Here is a 16,763-nt window from a genome sequence, read left to right on the forward strand (position 1 = left end):
GTCTTTCTGATTCTTTCTCAAGGAAAGTACCTCCTTTTTTACTTTAAACCACGATCGAAACAAAATGACCCGATGAAGACGATCGGGTCACTAAGTTCATTTTTGCTTTTCGTATGCTCCGATGATCTTCGCCACAAGCGGGTGTCTGACCACATCTGTCTGGTCTAACTCAATAAATGAAATGCCCTTGATCTCTGCAAGCATGTCCTTTGCAGCTGCAAGGCCAGACTGCATGCCCTTTGGCAGGTCAATCTGTGTAATATCTCCTGTAATGACCATTTTAGAGCCAAACCCAAGTCTCGTCAAAAACATTTTCATTTGGGCAGGCGTTGTATTTTGCGCTTCATCTAAAATAACAAATGCATCATCGAGTGTCCGTCCTCTCATGTAGGCAAGAGGCGCTATTTCAATCACACCGCGCTCGATTAAACGTTCCGTATGATCACTGCCAAGCACATCATGCAAGGCATCATATAGTGGTCTTAAATAGGGATCTACTTTTTCCTTTAAATCACCTGGTAAAAAGCCAAGACTCTCTCCTGCCTCAACAGCTGGTCTTGTCAGGATAATCCGTTTCACATGTCCATTTTTCAGTGCATGTACCGCGTTGACGACTGCCAAATACGTCTTCCCTGTTCCAGCTGGCCCAATTCCAAAGACCAGGTCATCTTTTTTCATCGCCGCAGCATATTCCCGTTGGCCAATGGTTTTTACCCTGATTGACTTTCCTTTTGCATTTTTCGTAATTTCATCTTCATACATATTTTCAAAATAATTGAGCTTGTCTTTTTGCGCCATTTTAATGGCATAGACGACATCCCGTTCAGAAATCTCAATTCCTTTTCGGATGAGATGTAAGAGAGATGTAATCAGACGGCTCGCTGTATCTCTTGATGCTTCCTGACCAGAAACATACACTTTTTCTCCGCGTGTAATAATGGAGACATTCAGCTCGTTTTCCATCAGCTTCAGATAAGCATCTTGATTTCCAAATAAAGCAATCGCTTCGTTTGGGCTATCTAATTTTTGTTGAATTTCAAGTAAATGTTCTGTCATTCTCTAGTCTCCCTGAACGATAGGTGTTGGTTGAACAATATCTTCTATTACTTGGTAAAGGATGATTAACTTAACTTTACCATTCCCTGTTGTCTCGTGCAAAACTTTTTCACTTTTCACCTCTCCTGTTTGACCTAGCTTCTCTTCTAATTCTTTTTTACCCATTTTAATCCCTGCTTGAACGGCTTCTTTATTTGTGTATGTCCGATTTATTTTTTCACTTTCGCGTGTCATTTCTTTTTCATAGGAAAATGGGAGCTGGAAGTTTAAGAAATGAAGTGGGTGAACTTCTGTTTCTGTTTTTGGCTGCTTAAAATCATCCTTTTTAAAGGAAAAGCCCCAAAATGGCATTGAACCTCCAAATGCGGAGAGCTTGTGCTTTGTCTTCATTTTACCCGTAAAGACATCAAAAGATGTTCGAAGAGGGACAGAAACTTCAGAACGATACCACGTTTCACCATAAATTTTCGCTTTAGCGCCGACCGTTTTTTGCTGCTCTTCGCTGCCGATGAGGCCAGAGACGAGCATCTGCCCTTTCTTCACATGTTCATCAACTGCGGCAAGCGGCTCCCCTTTTTCCACATACATTCTCGTGATGACAGCCTTCTTCTTGGCAACGATGTGCTGAGGACTCGTGTATTTCTCTTTTTCCGGCTCATTTTTTTCCACAACTTTCATTTGAAATGTTGTACCGTTTAGTTCAACGCCGACCCATGTAATGCTTTGAATATTGGCTGTCAGTGATTTTTGAATTTTTTCAGGTGTCCCCATTAGAAACTGAAAGCGGCCTTTTTGCACCCCTATCTCGTCTAAATGCTTTCTCATCTGATGTTCAGTTTCTGGATTGGCTCCTTTAATATCAATTTTCCACACCATGTTTGAAAGCGCCAATATCGTCACTAGAAAGCATACAATTCCAAGGGTAAACCCAATATTCTTCCTTGACCATAGGAGAAGAAACGGAAATCCCTTCTTTTGATGAAATGAACATGTTACCTCATGATGTCTTTGTACTTTTCTGAAGGCATGTACATCTGATAAGCGAATAAATAAGCGCACGCTGTCTTGACGGCGGCTCACTTGAAACATTGTGATCCCCTGTCTCGTGCACTCATTGATGAGCCGCTCAATGCCGTTTCCCTTGATCTCCACTTCCACTCTGCCAATAAAATAGGCGAACCATTTATTCTTCACACTTCTCCCCTCCGTCAGTTAAGAATCAATATAACGGACCTCATCGATTTTCCCTTCTAATAAGATCTCTTCTGGCAAAATCGTTTTAATCACAAAGTCTTTTCCTGAAATAATGCATTGTCCTTGTTTGAGCATCAGCCTTACCTCTTGATCACTGAAAAGCAAAAGCCCTTTATGGTTCTCTATGTAAATATGGAGTCTGCCAACCATCGTAATACGGGGAAGATCCATCATGACGTCTGGAGGGATTTCAAGTGTTCTTGTCAGCCATGCTGTAAGTCGATTTTTTCTTTTTCCCATTCAATAAGAACCCCTTCCCGCCCCATGTGTATGAGATCAAACTGAAAGATGGTGAGACTGGTGAGAAAGCCTCTATATCATCCTATTCCTCAGCGGTTCAGATCATGCTAATGAATCCCGCAAAACAGCCGTTTCATCATTTTGCTTATTAAAAAAGCACCATCAGACCACAAAAAAAGCCCCCTTTATCAAAAGGGGACTTTCTTCTTTATCTTTTATATGGCCGTTTCATCGTTCTGTGCGGGTTTTTCGCACGCGGCTCTCCAAATACTTCACCAAGTAGCATGCCTTGAACAACAGTATTTTGGTTAAGCTTGTCAATGACGTGCGGTTTTATTTCCACAGCAGAAGCTTCCGGTCTGGTCAGCTGCCTTTCAAGAGATTTGAACTCTTTATTCAGCTCGCTTTTTCTTTCTTCCATTTCGGCAAGTGTAGCGGTATAACGATCCTCTAAGGACTGTGAACCTTGTTTCTTCATCCCGCCATGATCATGTACATCACCAAAATCGTCCAACTGGTCTTTTATGACCGGGTTCGGGCTTGTTTGTTCTGCTTTCTTTTGTGGGATCGGCTTATTCTGAGGAGCCGGCTTATGTTGCCGGTTGTTTTGTTCCTTCTCCTCTTGTTTGCCGATTTTCCCAAAGACAGCAGAGATAATACCGATGATAATCGCAATTAGTAATGGATTTTCAAATAGAATGTCCAATGGGCTCCCTCCTTAAAGCGTGAGAGGATGCTTATTTGTTTTCATTATCAGATGGACCTTTTGTCATTTTACCAAATGAATCTCTCATATCCGTATCAGCATCGATATTCTTAATGTTCATGTAGTCCATAACTCCAATATTGCCTTCACGTAGTGCTTCAGCCATTGCAAGTGGTACTTCAGCCTCTGCTTCTACGACTTTCGCGCGCATTTCTTCAACTCTCGCACGCATTTCTTGTTCTTGGGCAACAGCCATCGCGCGGCGTTCTTCCGCTTTTGCCTGTGCAATGTTTTTGTCTGCTTCTGCTTGGTCTGTTTGCAGAATCGCCCCGATGTTCTTACCGATATCAACATCTGCGATATCAATCGAGAGAATTTCAAACGCAGTGCCTGAATCTAATCCTTTACCAAGAACTGTTTGTGAAATCATATCAGGGTTCTCAAGAACCTTTTTATGATTATTTGATGAACCGATTGTAGAAACAATTCCTTCACCTACACGAGCAATGATTGTTTCTTCCCCTGCACCGCCGACAAGTCGTTCGATGTTTGCGCGAACTGTAATACGTGCTTTTGCTTTTACTTCAATCCCGTCCATTGCCACACCAGAGATAAATGGTGTTTCAATGACTTTAGGGTTTACACTCATTTGTACAGCTTCAAGTACGTCACGGCCTGCTAGATCGATCGCTGCACAGCGTGCAAAGTTCAATTCGATATTCGCACGTTGAGCCGCGATCAATGCATTCACAACACGGTCAACGTTACCACCTGCAAGGTAGTGACTTTCTAATTGGTTAATCGTCACATCAAGACCTGCTTTATGTGCTTTGATGAGCGGGTTGACCACTCGGTTTGGAATCACTCGGCGAAGTCTCATTCCCACAAGTGTAAAAATGCTTACTCTAACGCCAGCCGCTAGGGCAGAAATCCACAGCATCACCGGTACAAAGGTGAAGAAGATCGATAGAACGATCAGACCTGCTGCGATAATCACAAATAATAGTAAAGTAGATGGATCCATTTTATTCCTCCTATAAAATCAGTTATCTATACTTTCCTCACGACAATGCGTGAGCCTTCCGCTTTCACAATTTTAACCTGTTCATCCTTGTCAATAAACGCACCTTCTGACACAACGTCAATGCGCTCATCTCCGAGTACAGCCGTCCCAGATGGGCGAAGTGCTGTTAATGTAACAGCGGTCTGTCCAACAAGATCCTCTCTTGTTTCATTGGAGACATAACCACTTTCTTTGTTTGTTGAATCGGTTAAAATAAACTTTTTAAAGAACTTCATACGTTTCCCCAACACCTTTGTCAATATAATCACTGCTATGATTGAAACAGCAGTGGCAATCAAGATGGAAATCGCCATTTCTGTAAAGCTGCCAGCTGCTAAAAATAAGCTGCCAACAACACAGATCAGTCCAATGACACCTACGATTCCCCCTGGCAATACCAATTCAAGGATAATGAGCGCAATTCCCGCTAAAAACAGGAACAAGGTCTCGTATCCTGCAAATCCTGCCACGAGATGACCATAAAAGAATAAAAGAAGCGCTGTAACACCCATAGTCCCTGGAACCCCAAAGCCGGGTGAATAGAGCTCAACGATTAACCCTAAGCTTGCAATGGATAAAAGGATTGGAATGACGATTGGGTGTGTGAGAAAGCGCGCAACCTTTTCAGCAAAGCTCACCTCATCATATTGAACAGAAGCGTCTGCTAACTTCAGCTTCTGAAGCAAGTCATCCATATTCTTCGCTTCCCCTTCTGCATAACCGAATTGAAGCGCACGATCTGTGTTGAAGGTGAGCAATTCCCCTTTTGGTGCACCAGCTTCTTTTGCGTCTATATCTACATCTGCCATTGCAAGTGCATACTTTGGATCACGCCCCTGCTTTTCGGCAGCATCACTCATTTCAGCAAGCCACAAAGATTCAGACTTTTGATCGGCAGCATTGCCTTCTCCGTCAATGATCGCAGCAGCCCCCATCTTTCCATTTGGGGTCATATAGATCTCATCGGCACTCAGTGCAAGGAATGCCCCGGCTGAAAGCGCTCTATGATTTACATACGCTGTCACTGGGATATCAGACGCACGAATGGTATCTGCGATCTCAAGCGCCGCATCGACTGCACCACCTGGTGTATTAATGTCGAGAATAATATGTTTTGCTCGCTCCGACTTTGCCTGCTCAAACGACCGTTCAATGAACTTAGAAAGTCCTTTTTCTACTGTATCTTCAATTGGGATAACATGAACTTTCTGATCTACTGATTTCGCGGTCAATTGAACCCCTAATAATAAGCATATTATAAAACAACTGAAGAGAGCAATAGAAATTTTTATTTTTTTCATCTATTTGGTAATCCCTCCTCTCTACCTTCCATTTTACCGTTCCTTTACATACGTTACAAATGTATCATAGGTTTCATTTTTATATGACAGAATGATGAAGGTATAAAAAAAGTACCCTTCTAACAATAGAAGGATACTTTTTTATTGAGACAGCTGCTCGCTGACAAGTCTGTTAATGACAGCACCATCAGCTTTACCTTTTACTTTTGGCATAATAGCGCTCATGACTTTACCCATATCAGCCTTCGATGAAGCACCTGTTTCAGCGATCGTTTCCTTCACGATCGTTTGCAGTTCTTCTTCAGAAAGTTGTTCAGGTAAATAAACGTCTAAGATGTCAATCTCTTTTTGAACTTTATCTACTAAATCTAAGCGATTAGCTTTCGAAAATTCATGGAGGGAGTCTTTACGTTGCTTAATCTCGCGGGAAAGGACGGTTAGTTCCTCATCGCCGGTCAAACTGTCTTTCTTAAGCTTAATTGCTTCATTTTGGAGCGAAGCCTTTACCATACGAATGACAACAAGCTTGTCTTTCTCACGGTTTTTCATCATAAGCTTCATATCAGAATTTAATTGCTCAAGAAGACTCATAAAATCCACCCTCTTTAGAATTTACGTTTTCTAGCAGCTTCAGACTTTTTCTTACGCTTTACGCTAGGCTTTTCATAAAATTCACGCTTTCTTGCTTCTTGCAATGTTCCAGTTTTGGATACACTGCGTTTAAAGCGACGAAGAGCATCTTCAAGCGATTCGTTTTTTCTAACGACCGTTTTTGACATTCTCTTTCCCTCCCTCCGAATACACCAATCGACTGCATTAAAAAAAGATATACATGCAAAACATGTACCTAGACATTATAATATAAGCCTAGTGTGAGGTCAACTAAGTGATTTGGAAATATATTTTCGTCATGAGCAGGTAGACAAGTCCATATATTCATTGGTAAGAGGAGGACTTTTCTATGATGGCGATCATTTATTTTTGTGCACTTATTTTCATTTTTTTATGGTCAATGGGTTTGCTGAGAAAAGGATTAATGGCGCTTGCGTCGTCTCGTATTGAGAAATCACTTCTTCTCTTTACAGATCACCCAGTAAAAGCATTCTTGGTCAGCATTGTATTTACAGGGATTCTTCAAAGCAGTTCAGCGTTTATGGTCATTGTGATCGGCTTTGTCAGTACAGGCATTCTCTCTTTTAAAAAATCCATTCCAATGATTCTTGGCACCAATATTGGCTCCACGTTTACAACAGAATTTATAGCCATTAAAATGGATGTTTTCATGTGGGTCTTGATCCTAGCTGGTCTGATATGCATCATAGTTGGCAGAAAATCTTTTAGGCATGCAGGAAAAAGTGTATTTGGGCTCGGGATGATCTTTTTTTGTATTCAAGGCTTTTCTAAAATTGCGGGTATGATGACAAGTCAGCCTGAGACATTACGCTTTCTTGAAATGATGCAGCACTCTGACTGGACGGCGCTGCTTTCGGGTACCATTTTCACAGCGATTGTTCATTCGAGCTCCGTCTGTATCGGCATTTTAATGGGGTTTATGAATGAAGGAACTGTTGGGCTTCAGGAAGGAATCAGCTTTGTGTTAGGTTCTAATATTGGGACATGTATTACAGCCGTCATGGCTGCCATTTCTGGAGGCTATGCAGCACGTCAAACGGCTTATGCACACGTTGTATTTAATGTGCTTGGGGTGCTTTTATGCCTGCCATTTCTTGCCCTCATTACAGAATTCGTCGCCCTTCTTGCAAACGCTCCAGCCCAGCAAATTGCGCATTTCAGCCTTCTGTTTAATGTGGCAAGCTCTTTGCTTTTCTTCCCGTTCATTCGCCCTTTTCACACATTGATTTTATGTCTTTTACCGAATCAGTCAAAATAAAAAACCAGCTTGCCCTTTTTGGCAGCCGGTTTTTTATTGATTATGAGGTCATTCTCACTTTGTCTGTTTGCACATCATCGCTCATGCGAACGAATTGTCCTTCGTTATAAGGATAACCCGCTTTCGTGATTTTCACTTTGACCAAACGGCCGATCATGTCCTCTGTTCCTTCAAAAACAACCTTCATATAGTTATCTGTATATCCCACATAAAGGTTGTGCTTTCCTTCTTGTTCTTTGAAGGATTCTTCCGGAATAATCTCTAGGACATCTCCTTCATAAGCTGATGCGTATTCTTTCGCAAGCTGGTCAGAAAGAGCGATCAAGCGGTGGACGCGTTCGTTTTTCACATTTTCATCCACTTGATCTTCCATTCTTGCAGCTGGCGTACCTGTACGTTTGCTGTAAGGGAATACGTGCAGTTCAGAGAATTGATGGTCTTTGACAAAATTGTACGTTTCCAAAAACTCTTCTTCTGTTTCTCCAGGGAATCCAACAATCACATCAGAGGTGACAGCAAGACCTGGCAATGCTTTTTTCAGCTTTGTTAAACGCTCTGCAAAGAATTCCATCGTATATTTACGGCGCATTCTTTTAAGTACAGTGTTTGAGCCAGATTGAAGCGGGATGTGCAGGTGTCTGACAATCTTATCTGACTGATCAAGCACTTCAATCACTTCATCTGTAATTTGACTTGCTTCGATAGATGAAATACGGATTCGTTTTAAACCGATGACACGTTCATCTAATTCTTTCAGAAGCTTTGCAAAGTTATAATCCTTTAAGTCTTCTCCGTATCCACCTGTGTGAATACCTGTTAATACAATTTCTTTATAACCGGCATCTACAAGCTGCTGCGCTTGGTTGATGACCTCTTCCGGATCACGAGAACGAAGAAGTCCGCGAGCCCAAGGAATAATGCAGAATGTACAGAAATTGTTACAGCCTTCTTGGATTTTTAATGACGCACGTGTTCTGTCTGTAAAGGCAGGAACATCGAGTTCTTCAAACACGCGCGCTTTCATGATATTGCCAACCCCATTAATCGGCTGTCTTTCTCTGCGGTATTCTTCAATGTACCCGAGTAATTTATGTCTGTCTTGTGTTCCCACGACAATATCAACGCCAGGAATCGCCATGATTTCTGCTGGAGATGTTTGCGCATAACAGCCTGTTACACAAATGACACCATCTGGGTTATGACGAATGGCTCTTCTAATGACTTGGCGGCTTTTCTTATCGCCTGTATTCGTGACCGTACATGTATTAATGACATATACGTCTGCTTTTGATTCATACTCTTTTCTTTCATAGCCAGCTTCTTTAAACAGCTGCCAGATTGCTTCTGTTTCATAGTGATTGACCTTACAGCCAAGTGTATGGAACGCTACTGTTCCCATCATGATTCACCTCTTAATAACTCTGTTTGATAAGATATAGCAGAAAGCGCGTAAAGAGGAGCTGTTTCCGTTCTTAAAATGCGTGGTCCGAGCCCGCAAATGACTGCACCAAGCGTTTCAAGCGCTTCAATCTCCTTTTCTGCCAAACCGCCTTCAGGGCCAAAAACCACTAGCAAGGTTTGTCCACCTTTCATCTGTTGGAGCACAGTTTGAAAGCGGCTTTGCTCTCCTTCTTTCGATGATTCTTCGTATGCAACGACACATTTATCGAATTCACCAGCTAATTGAGTCATCTCTTTAAACGTTGATACTGGAAAAACACGAGGAATGATATTCCGGTAGGACTGCTCAGCTGCTTCTTTCGCAATTTTCTCCCAGCGTTCTCGTTTTTTATGTGACTTCTTTTGGTCAAGCTTTGTAATAGAACGAGCCGCTTGAAACGGGATAAATGCACTTGCGCCAAGCTCTGTGCCTTTTTGGATAATCAGCTCAAGCTTATCTCCTTTTGGAAGACCGCTTGCAATTGTTACTCTTACCGGAAGTTCTCTGTCCTGATTTGTCCAGTCTTCAAGGCGACAAATCACTTCTTCCTTTGTTATTGTATCAATTTTACTGAGCGCTTCAAAGCCGTCTGTCGTTAAGCAAAGGATTTCCTGTCCTGCTTTCATACGCATGACATTGGAAAGGTGATGTACATCTTCACCTTTGATGACGATAGTTCCCTTTGCGATCACTTCTTCTTTCGTGAGGTCGATAAAATATCGTTGCATACGTGTCCTGACACCTACTCGCTTTATTTTTTCGCTATAATGCTGACCCAATCTTCCATTGACAGCACTTCAACAATGTCAAAACCCGCTTCTTCTAATGCTGTTTTGACTTGTAATTTCTTTTGTCCAATGATGCCTGATGTAATGAAATAGCCATCTTTTTTCAATAAGTCATAGGCTTGATCTGTAAAGCGCAAAATCACTTCTGCGAGGATGTTGGCGACGATCACATCACGTTCACCTGAAATCCCATCAAGTAAGTTGTTTTGTTTGACCGCCACTTGTTCACTTACACCATTTAGCTCGATGTTTTGCTTCGCACTTTCAACCGCAACGGTGTCGAGATCAAAGGCTTGAATGTCCTTTGCACCAAGCATCGCTGCTGCCACACTTAAAATCCCAGAGCCTGTTCCAACATCAATCACCGTATCGTTTTCCTTCACATAGCGCTCAAGTGCCTGGATACAAAGGACGGTTGTTGGATGTGTCCCTGTTCCAAATGCCATTCCAGGGTCCATTTCAATAATCAGTTCATCAGAATGAACCGGTGTATATTCTTCCCATGTTGGAACGATGGTGAATTTTTCAGAGATTTTCACAGGATGATAGTATTTCTTCCATGCGGTGGCCCATTCTTCTTCATTTACTTCACAAATAGACAGCGTGTTTCGTCCAAGGTCAATATCGTATAGAAGAAGATTGTTGATGGCTTCTTTGATCTCATCTACCGTTTCCATCAAAAAGCTGTTCATTGGAAGATAGGCTTTGACGATGACCCCTTCATCAGGATAGTCATTCGGATCGAGCTGGTAGATCTCACCGTATACATTTTCACGTTCCTTCACTAAATCAAGCGGGTCCTCAATCACGACACCACTTGCACCTGCTTCATGCAAAATATTGGTGATCGGTTCCACCGCTTCATTTGTTGTATGGACGCTAATTTCTGACCACTTCAATACTACCAACTCCTTATCCGTCTTACTCGCCTTTAAATGCGCGTTTTACCTTATCGAAGAAGCTCATTTCTTGTTCGTCCGGTTTATTTCCGCTCACTTCAGCAAATTTTCTGATGATATCTTTTTGATTGTCTGTTAAATTTGTCGGTGTGACGACTCGTACGACGATATGCTGATCGCCTTGGCCATAGCCGCGTACATTTTTCACACCTTTTCCTTTGAGTCTAAACTTCGTTCCAGTTTGTGTGCCAGCAGGGACTTTCAATTTTACTTTACCGTGTAGTGTTGGCACTTCAATTTCGTCCCCTAATGCAGCCTGCGCAAAGGTTAGCGGCATTTCGCAGTAAATGTCATCTCCGTCACGTTCGAAGAATTCATGCGCACGCACATGGAACACAACAAATAGATCGCCTGGAGGTCCTCCATTTACACCTGGTTCCCCTTGACCAGACACTCTGAGCTGCTGACCATCGTCAACACCTGCTGGGATCGTCACATTGATTTTCTTACGCTTACGCACTTTACCAGAGCCGCCGCATGTAGAACATTTGTGATCGATTTGTTTTCCTGTTCCGCTACAGTAGTTACATACTCTGCGGTTGACCACTTTACCAAACGGAGTTGACTGCTCAACATTTAATTGACCAGAGCCGCCGCAATGTGAACAAGTCTTCGCTTCTGTCCCAGGCTTTGCCCCTGATCCATGACATGTTTCACATGATTCCTCGCGAGGGATTTCAATCGTTGCTTCTTTCCCAAATGCCGCTTCTTCAAATGAAAGCGTCATTGTATATTGCAGGTCTGCTCCTTGACGCGGTGCATTTGGATCTCTTCTTCTGGCTCCGCCGCCAAAAATACTAGAGAAGATGTCATCAAAGCCGCCGAAGCCGCCAAAGTCTCCTCCACCGCCAAAACCACCGCCGCCAAAGCCTTGGTTTGGATCGGTATGACCGAACTGGTCATACTGCGAACGTTTTTGATCGTCAGATAGGGTTTCATAGGCTTCTTTTACTTCTTTGAATTTCTCATCTGAGCCAGCTTCTTTATTAATATCAGGGTGATACTTTTTTGAAAGCTTGCGGTATGCCTTTTTGATCTCGTCTTTTGAGGCGCTCTTACTCACGCCAAGCACTTCATAGTAATCACGCTTACTCATCTCTTCACACTCCCGATTTTCTCACATAAATACGATTGTATCATTTTAATTTGACCTTTTTCAATTCCTTTCATCTTTGAAAAGAAAAAAAGTCAAAGCCAAGAGATCCTGACTTTGACTTTCTGACGAGTACGTTTCAGCAGTCTTTTTCAAAAGTAAAGGTGATTATTTTTTCTCTTGTTCGTCGTTTACTTCTTCGTATTCTGCATCCACTACATTGTCATCTGCTTTTTGAGCACCTTCAGCGCCTTCTTGCTGAGCTTGTGCTTGTTTTGCAGCTTCTTCATAGAGCTTTGTCGTTAGTTCTTGAACGATTGTTTGCAGCTCATCTTTTTTCGCTTTGATGTCTTCAAGCTCGCCTTTTTCGATCGCAGCTTTTAGTGCATCTTTCGCATCGTTTGCTTTTTTCACTTGCTCTTCATCGATTTTGCCTTCTAGATCTTTTAATGTTTTTTCAGTTGTAAACACTAATTGATCAGCTTCATTGCGCACTTCGATTTCTTCTTTTTTCTTCGCATCTGCTTCAGCATTTTCTTCTGCTTCTTTCACCATTTTTTCGATCTCATCATCAGAAAGACCTGAAGAAGATTTGATTGTGATGTTTTGTTCTTTGCCTGTACCCATATCTTTCGCACGTACGTTGACAATACCGTTTTTATCGATATCAAAAGATACTTCGATTTGCGGTACGCCGCGTGGTGCTGGCGGGATGTCAGTCAATTGGAAGCGGCCTAATGTTTTGTTATCTGCTGCCATTGGGCGCTCACCTTGCAGGACATGGATGTCTACCGCTGTTTGGTTGTCAGCAGCCGTTGAGAATACTTGAGATTTACTTGTTGGAATTGTTGTATTACGTTCAATCAGCTTCGTGAATACGCCGCCCATTGTTTCAATTCCTAAAGAAAGTGGTGTTACGTCAAGAAGAACAACGTCTTTGACATCTCCTGTGATGACTCCACCTTGGATAGCCGCACCAAGAGCAACGACTTCATCAGGGTTTACACCTTTATGAGGCTCTTTGCCTGTTTCTTTTTTGATTGCTTCTTGTACTGCAGGAATACGAGTTGATCCACCAACAAGGATGACTTTATCAATCTCGCTAGCAGATAAACCAGCATCTTTTAATGATTGACGTACAGGTGTCATTGTACGCTCTATAAGCTCTGCAGAAAGCTCTTCGAATTTAGCACGCGTTAGCGTTAATTCAAGGTGAAGAGGACCTGCTTCTCCAGCTGTGATAAATGGCAGTGAAATTTGTGTAGATGATACACCAGAAAGATCTTTTTTCGCTTTTTCAGCAGCATCTTTTAAACGCTGAAGCGCCATTTTATCTTTAGAAAGGTCAATGCCGTTTTCTTTTTTGAATTCAGCTACTAGGTGATCAATGATGACTTGGTCAAAATCGTCTCCACCTAAGCGGTTGTCCCCAGCAGTTGAGCGTACTTCAAAGACGCCGTCTCCAAGCTCAAGAACTGACACGTCAAATGTACCGCCCCCAAGGTCGTATACAAGAATCGTTTGATCTTCTTCTGTTTTATCTAAACCATACGCAAGTGCAGCTGCTGTTGGTTCGTTGATGATACGTTCTACTTCAAGACCAGCAATTTTACCAGCATCTTTTGTTGCTTGGCGTTCTGCATCGTTGAAGTAAGCAGGAACTGTGATAACAGCTTTTGTCACTTCTTCGCCAAGATAGCTTTCAGCGTAAGTTTTAAGGTGTTGAAGGATGATTGCAGAGATTTCCTGCGGTGTATAGTTCTTGCCTTCAACTTCTACTTTATAGTCTGTACCCATATGTCTTTTAACAGACATGATCGTGTTCGGGTTTGTAATTGATTGGCGTTTCGCTACTTCACCAACTTGGCGCTCTCCGTTTTTAAAAGCGACAACAGATGGTGTTGTACGTGCTCCTTCAGCGTTTGCAATGACTTTTGGCTCTCCGCCTTCAAGTACTGCAACACATGAGTTTGTTGTTCCTAAGTCAATCCCAATGATTTTACTCATAATCGATGACCTCCCATTATGTAGTTATTGATTTACTTTTACCATTGATGGACGAATAACTCGGTCTTTGAGTATATAGCCCTTTTGCAATTCTTCTACTACGATGTTTGAATCGAAGTTTTCATCTTCAACTTGCATGACGGCTTGATGAAGGTTTGGATCGAACTCTTTGCCGACAGCTTCAATTGGTTCAACGCCTTCATTTTTCAACGCTTCTACCAGCTGGCGGTAAACCATTTGCATTCCTTCTAACAAACTTTTCGTCTGCTCATTGTCTGGATCAATTCCAAGCGCTCTTTCAAAGTTGTCAAGAGCTGGGAGAAGATCGCTGACAACATGTTGAGAACGATATTTTTGCACGGTCTCCACTTCAGTTCGAGCACGGCGTTTATAGTTTTCAAAATCTGCTTGAACACGCAGAATCTTGTTTTCTTTTTCATCTAGAAGCTGCTGCAATTCATCGATTTTCTCTTGGAAGGCAGACTGTTCATCATGTGTTACTTCCTCAGTATCTGCTTGAACTGCTTCTTCTTGTGCTTCAACCTCTGCTTCTTGCTCAGGTGTCTGTTTTTCTTCTGACATTGTGTTCACCTCCCTCAAAAGATTCAAGAATACGAAGGGGCAGTGCCCCTATCTTTTTATCACCCTACTCATCATACAAATTGGAAAGTGCGTTTGACAAGTCTTTTGATACATGATGCAAAAGACTAACGACTCGTCCGTAATCCATGCGGGTTGGCCCGATGACGGCAATGGAGCCGAGTGATTTTTGATCAATCGAATAAGTGGCTGTGATCAAGCTGCAGTTCTCCATCGCTTCCAAATTGTTTTCTGAACCGATTTTAATGGTGATTCCTTGCTGATTTGGATGAAACAGCTGCATGACATCATTCTTTTGCTCAATCAGCATCATGAGTGAGCGAATACGGTCGATGTCATGAAACTCAGGCTGATTCAACATATTAATCTTCCCGCCAAAGAAAAGTTTTGATTCATTTTGTGTGGATGTAAATGTGTTACCCAGCGCATCTAAAATGTGATCATAATCTTTTAAATGTGTGCGAAGAAGCATGACCACTTCTTTATACATCCTGTCCTTCAGCTGGTCCATCGGAACGCCAGCTAAGCGGCTATTCAAAATATTCATCAGCTTCTCAATATCGGAGACATCGAGATGCTCAGAGAAGGTAATGGTTTTGTTTTCAACATGTCCGCTGTCTGTAATCATGATTGCTACTGCTTTGTTTGGCTGAACGGGGACAAGCTGAATTTGCTTTAATCGATTTTCACTCAGCTTTGGACCAAGCACTATCGATGTATAGTTTGTGAGATCTGATAAAATTTCCGCCGATTTTTGAACTGTTTTTTCCAGCTCAAAAATTTTCTCCTGAAAAGCCGACTGGATGAGCACAAGCTCTTTAGACGACAGTTTTCGCGGAGAGAGCAAATGATCTACATAATAACGATATCCTTTTTCTGAAGGAATTCTTCCTGATGAAGAATGGGTCTTTTCGATAAAACCAAGTTCCTCCAAATCAGCCATTTCGTTTCTAATCGTCGCAGAGCTGAATGTGATGTCGTCTTTTTTAGAAAGAGTCCTTGACCCAACTGGCTGCGCCGAACGAATAAAGTCATTAATGATGACTTGCAGAATCAAAAGCTGACGATTTGTTAACATCATCATCACCCCTGTTAGCACTCTCATTCAACGAGTGCTAATTGTATAAACAAAATTACCAAACTCAAATTAAAATGTCAATTATAACTCACCGAGAAACGCTTGAAATACTTCATTTCCCAACAATTTCCCTTTTCTTGTTAAACAAATCCCGATATCATCTTTTACAATGAGACCTTTTTCTTCTAATTCTTCAAGAACAGTGGAAAAAAGAGCTTCTGGTGCAGCACCATATTTGGCTTGAAAATCGGCACTTTTCACCCCTTCGATTTTTCGAAGACCTAAAAACATTTCTTCTTCTATCTGCTCTGCTTTTGTGACCTGATGAGTTTCTTTATACGGGAACCCTGTTTCCTCAATCAGTTCCAAGTAATGCTTCACCGGCCCTGCGTTCACATTTCGGATGCCATCTACATACCCGTGTGCTCCCGCACCGAAACCGAAGTAGTCTTCATTGCTCCAATAGGTCAGGTTATGCTGGCTTTCAAAGCCAGGCTTGGCGTAATTGCTAATTTCGTATTGCTTTAATCCATGTCGCTCCATTTCATCCATCACAAGCTCATACATTTCAGCCTCACGTTCTTGCGGCGGTAAATGCAGTTTTCCTTTTTGCATTAAGTTGTAAAAAACTGTTTTCGGCTCCACAATAAGTGAGTAGACTGAATAATGCTCTGCCCCTAATGAGAAAGCTGTCTCAAGTGAATTCATCACATGATGCTTTTCCTGATGCGGCAATCCAAACATGAGATCTAGGCTAATATTGTCAAATCCAACCGCTCTAGCTCGCTCAAAGGACGTAAGGACATCCTTCTTTTGATGAACTCGTCCGATTTTTTTGAGTAAATCGTCTTCAAAGGTTTGCACCCCAAAGCTTAGCCGATTGACGCCGGCTGCTTTTAACACATGCAGCTTCTCGAGTGATAATTCGTCTGGGTTTGCTTCCACTGCAAATTCAACCAGGTTTTTTGCCGGTTTTAACACACGGTGAATGCTGTTCATGAGCTGGTCTAGCTGGCTGACGGTCAGTGATGTCGGAGTTCCCCCGCCAATAAAGATCGTCTTTAGTTCTTGCTCGCCCTTTTGCTCAATCGTGTGCTGCATCTCTTTTTCAAGAGCCGCTAAGTATTCATCGACTGGCTGCGTTTTAATGAAAAATTTATTGAAATCACAATAGTGGCAAATGTGCTCACAAAATGGAATGTGAATATATGCTGCTTTCATTTGATGACACCTTCTTTACAGGTAAAGAGCCGCAGTTTATCGCTGCGGCACCTTTGTTTGTTTTC

The 16,763-nt window shown here is 42.2% G+C and carries 17 protein-coding genes; 1 reads left to right on the plus strand and 16 read right to left on the minus strand.

Going from position 1 to position 16,763, the window contains the following annotated elements; translation table 11 throughout:
* Nucleotides 1-96: 96 nt before the first annotated feature.
* From C6W21_RS07560 to rpsU, 8 genes are all read right to left on the minus strand, one after another.
* The gene (locus C6W21_RS07560; RefSeq protein ID WP_034661351.1) at nt 97-1,056 is read right to left on the minus strand and encodes a PhoH family protein; all 960 of its coding nucleotides are present in this window, start codon (nt 1,054-1,056) and stop codon (nt 97-99) included.
* A gap of 3 nt (nt 1,057-1,059) precedes the next feature.
* A complete protein-coding gene (gene yqfD, locus C6W21_RS07565; RefSeq protein ID WP_106049851.1) occupies nt 1,060-2,250 on the minus strand; it encodes a sporulation protein YqfD in 1,191 nt (396 codons plus the stop codon).
* Between the two features lie 18 nt (nt 2,251-2,268).
* The gene (yqfC, locus tag C6W21_RS07570; protein ID WP_106049852.1) at nt 2,269-2,550 is read right to left on the minus strand and encodes a sporulation protein YqfC; all 282 of its coding nucleotides are present in this window, start codon (nt 2,548-2,550) and stop codon (nt 2,269-2,271) included.
* Nucleotides 2,551-2,758: 208 nt separating this feature from the next.
* The gene (locus tag C6W21_RS07575; RefSeq protein WP_106049853.1) at nt 2,759-3,256 is read right to left on the minus strand and encodes a hypothetical protein; all 498 of its coding nucleotides are present in this window, start codon (nt 3,254-3,256) and stop codon (nt 2,759-2,761) included.
* Nucleotides 3,257-3,287: 31 nt separating this feature from the next.
* Nucleotides 3,288-4,280 carry a flotillin-like protein FloA gene (floA, locus tag C6W21_RS07580; RefSeq protein ID WP_034661354.1) on the minus strand — a complete coding sequence of 331 codons (993 nt, stop codon included), beginning with the start codon at nt 4,278-4,280 and terminating at the stop codon, nt 3,288-3,290.
* A gap of 26 nt (nt 4,281-4,306) precedes the next feature.
* The gene (locus C6W21_RS07585; RefSeq protein ID WP_106049854.1) at nt 4,307-5,620 is read right to left on the minus strand and encodes an NfeD family protein; all 1,314 of its coding nucleotides are present in this window, start codon (nt 5,618-5,620) and stop codon (nt 4,307-4,309) included.
* Nucleotides 5,621-5,761: 141 nt separating this feature from the next.
* A complete protein-coding gene (locus C6W21_RS07590; RefSeq protein ID WP_041086254.1) occupies nt 5,762-6,211 on the minus strand; it encodes a GatB/YqeY domain-containing protein in 450 nt (149 codons plus the stop codon).
* A 14-nt stretch (nt 6,212-6,225) separates the two neighbouring features.
* Nucleotides 6,226-6,399 (minus strand): 30S ribosomal protein S21, encoded by a 174-nt coding sequence (gene rpsU, locus C6W21_RS07595; protein WP_003152957.1) that lies wholly within the window; start codon nt 6,397-6,399, stop codon nt 6,226-6,228.
* 182 nt (nt 6,400-6,581) lie between these two features.
* Here rpsU and C6W21_RS07600 point away from each other — a divergent pair, with 182 nt between their 5' ends.
* Complete coding sequence (locus C6W21_RS07600; protein ID WP_106049855.1) at nt 6,582-7,511, plus strand: Na/Pi symporter; 930 nt, start codon at nt 6,582-6,584, stop codon at nt 7,509-7,511.
* Nucleotides 7,512-7,551: 40 nt separating this feature from the next.
* Here the strand turns inward: C6W21_RS07600 and mtaB are convergent, their stop codons facing one another.
* From mtaB to hemW, 8 genes are all read right to left on the minus strand, one after another.
* Entirely contained in the window at nt 7,552-8,910 is a 1,359-nt protein-coding gene (gene mtaB / locus C6W21_RS07605) for a tRNA (N(6)-L-threonylcarbamoyladenosine(37)-C(2))-methylthiotransferase MtaB (RefSeq protein ID WP_106049856.1), read from the minus strand.
* Nucleotides 8,910-9,680 (minus strand): 16S rRNA (uracil(1498)-N(3))-methyltransferase, encoded by a 771-nt coding sequence (locus C6W21_RS07610; protein WP_106049857.1) that lies wholly within the window; start codon nt 9,678-9,680, stop codon nt 8,910-8,912. Before C6W21_RS07610 ends, mtaB begins: the two co-directional genes overlap by 1 nt.
* Nucleotides 9,681-9,703: 23 nt before the next feature.
* Entirely contained in the window at nt 9,704-10,639 is a 936-nt protein-coding gene (gene prmA / locus C6W21_RS07615; protein ID WP_106049858.1) for a 50S ribosomal protein L11 methyltransferase, read from the minus strand.
* A gap of 22 nt (nt 10,640-10,661) precedes the next feature.
* Nucleotides 10,662-11,795, minus strand: a complete 1,134-nt coding sequence (dnaJ, locus tag C6W21_RS07620; protein WP_106049859.1) for a molecular chaperone DnaJ — start codon at nt 11,793-11,795, stop codon at nt 10,662-10,664.
* Between the two features lie 165 nt (nt 11,796-11,960).
* A complete protein-coding gene (gene dnaK, locus C6W21_RS07625) occupies nt 11,961-13,799 on the minus strand; it encodes a molecular chaperone DnaK (RefSeq protein ID WP_106049860.1) in 1,839 nt (612 codons plus the stop codon).
* A 24-nt stretch (nt 13,800-13,823) separates the two neighbouring features.
* Entirely contained in the window at nt 13,824-14,381 is a 558-nt protein-coding gene (gene grpE, locus C6W21_RS07630) for a nucleotide exchange factor GrpE (protein WP_106049861.1), read from the minus strand.
* Between the two features lie 64 nt (nt 14,382-14,445).
* Nucleotides 14,446-15,477 carry a heat-inducible transcriptional repressor HrcA gene (gene hrcA, locus C6W21_RS07635; RefSeq protein ID WP_106049862.1) on the minus strand — a complete coding sequence of 344 codons (1,032 nt, stop codon included), beginning with the start codon at nt 15,475-15,477 and terminating at the stop codon, nt 14,446-14,448.
* A gap of 81 nt (nt 15,478-15,558) precedes the next feature.
* Nucleotides 15,559-16,698: a radical SAM family heme chaperone HemW gene (hemW, locus tag C6W21_RS07640; RefSeq protein WP_106049863.1), complete on the minus strand. Its 1,140-nt coding sequence runs from the start codon at nt 16,696-16,698 to the stop codon at nt 15,559-15,561.
* Nucleotides 16,699-16,763: the final 65 nt, after the last annotated feature.

It is taken from the genome of Bacillus sp. NMCN1, assembly GCF_002998085.1.
Lineage (GTDB): Bacteria > Bacillota > Bacilli > Bacillales > Bacillaceae > Bacillus.

What these genes read in the sequence shown, in the direction of transcription:
- C6W21_RS07560 (WP_034661351.1), bottom strand. Translation starts at nt 1,056, where the DNA reads ATGACAGAACATTTACTTGAAATTCAACAAAAATTAGATAGCCCAAAC.
- yqfC (WP_106049852.1), bottom strand. Translation starts at nt 2,550, where the DNA reads ATGGGAAAAAGAAAAAATCGACTTACAGCATGGCTGACAAGAACACTT.
- floA (WP_034661354.1), bottom strand. Translation starts at nt 4,280, where the DNA reads ATGGATCCATCTACTTTACTATTATTTGTGATTATCGCAGCAGGTCTG.
- C6W21_RS07585 (WP_106049854.1), bottom strand. Translation starts at nt 5,620, where the DNA reads ATGAAAAAAATAAAAATTTCTATTGCTCTCTTCAGTTGTTTTATAATA.
- C6W21_RS07590 (WP_041086254.1), bottom strand. Translation starts at nt 6,211, where the DNA reads ATGAGTCTTCTTGAGCAATTAAATTCTGATATGAAGCTTATGATGAAA.
- rpsU (WP_003152957.1), bottom strand. Translation starts at nt 6,399, where the DNA reads ATGTCAAAAACGGTCGTTAGAAAAAACGAATCGCTTGAAGATGCTCTT.
- C6W21_RS07600 (WP_106049855.1), top strand. Translation starts at nt 6,582, where the DNA reads ATGATGGCGATCATTTATTTTTGTGCACTTATTTTCATTTTTTTATGG.
- mtaB (WP_106049856.1), bottom strand. Translation starts at nt 8,910, where the DNA reads ATGGGAACAGTAGCGTTCCATACACTTGGCTGTAAGGTCAATCACTAT.
- C6W21_RS07610 (WP_106049857.1), bottom strand. Translation starts at nt 9,680, where the DNA reads ATGCAACGATATTTTATCGACCTCACGAAAGAAGAAGTGATCGCAAAG.
- dnaJ (WP_106049859.1), bottom strand. Translation starts at nt 11,795, where the DNA reads ATGAGTAAGCGTGATTACTATGAAGTGCTTGGCGTGAGTAAGAGCGCC.
- dnaK (WP_106049860.1), bottom strand. Translation starts at nt 13,799, where the DNA reads ATGAGTAAAATCATTGGGATTGACTTAGGAACAACAAACTCATGTGTT.
- grpE (WP_106049861.1), bottom strand. Translation starts at nt 14,381, where the DNA reads ATGTCAGAAGAAAAACAGACACCTGAGCAAGAAGCAGAGGTTGAAGCA.
- hrcA (WP_106049862.1), bottom strand. Translation starts at nt 15,477, where the DNA reads ATGTTAACAAATCGTCAGCTTTTGATTCTGCAAGTCATCATTAATGAC.
- hemW (WP_106049863.1), bottom strand. Translation starts at nt 16,698, where the DNA reads ATGAAAGCAGCATATATTCACATTCCATTTTGTGAGCACATTTGCCAC.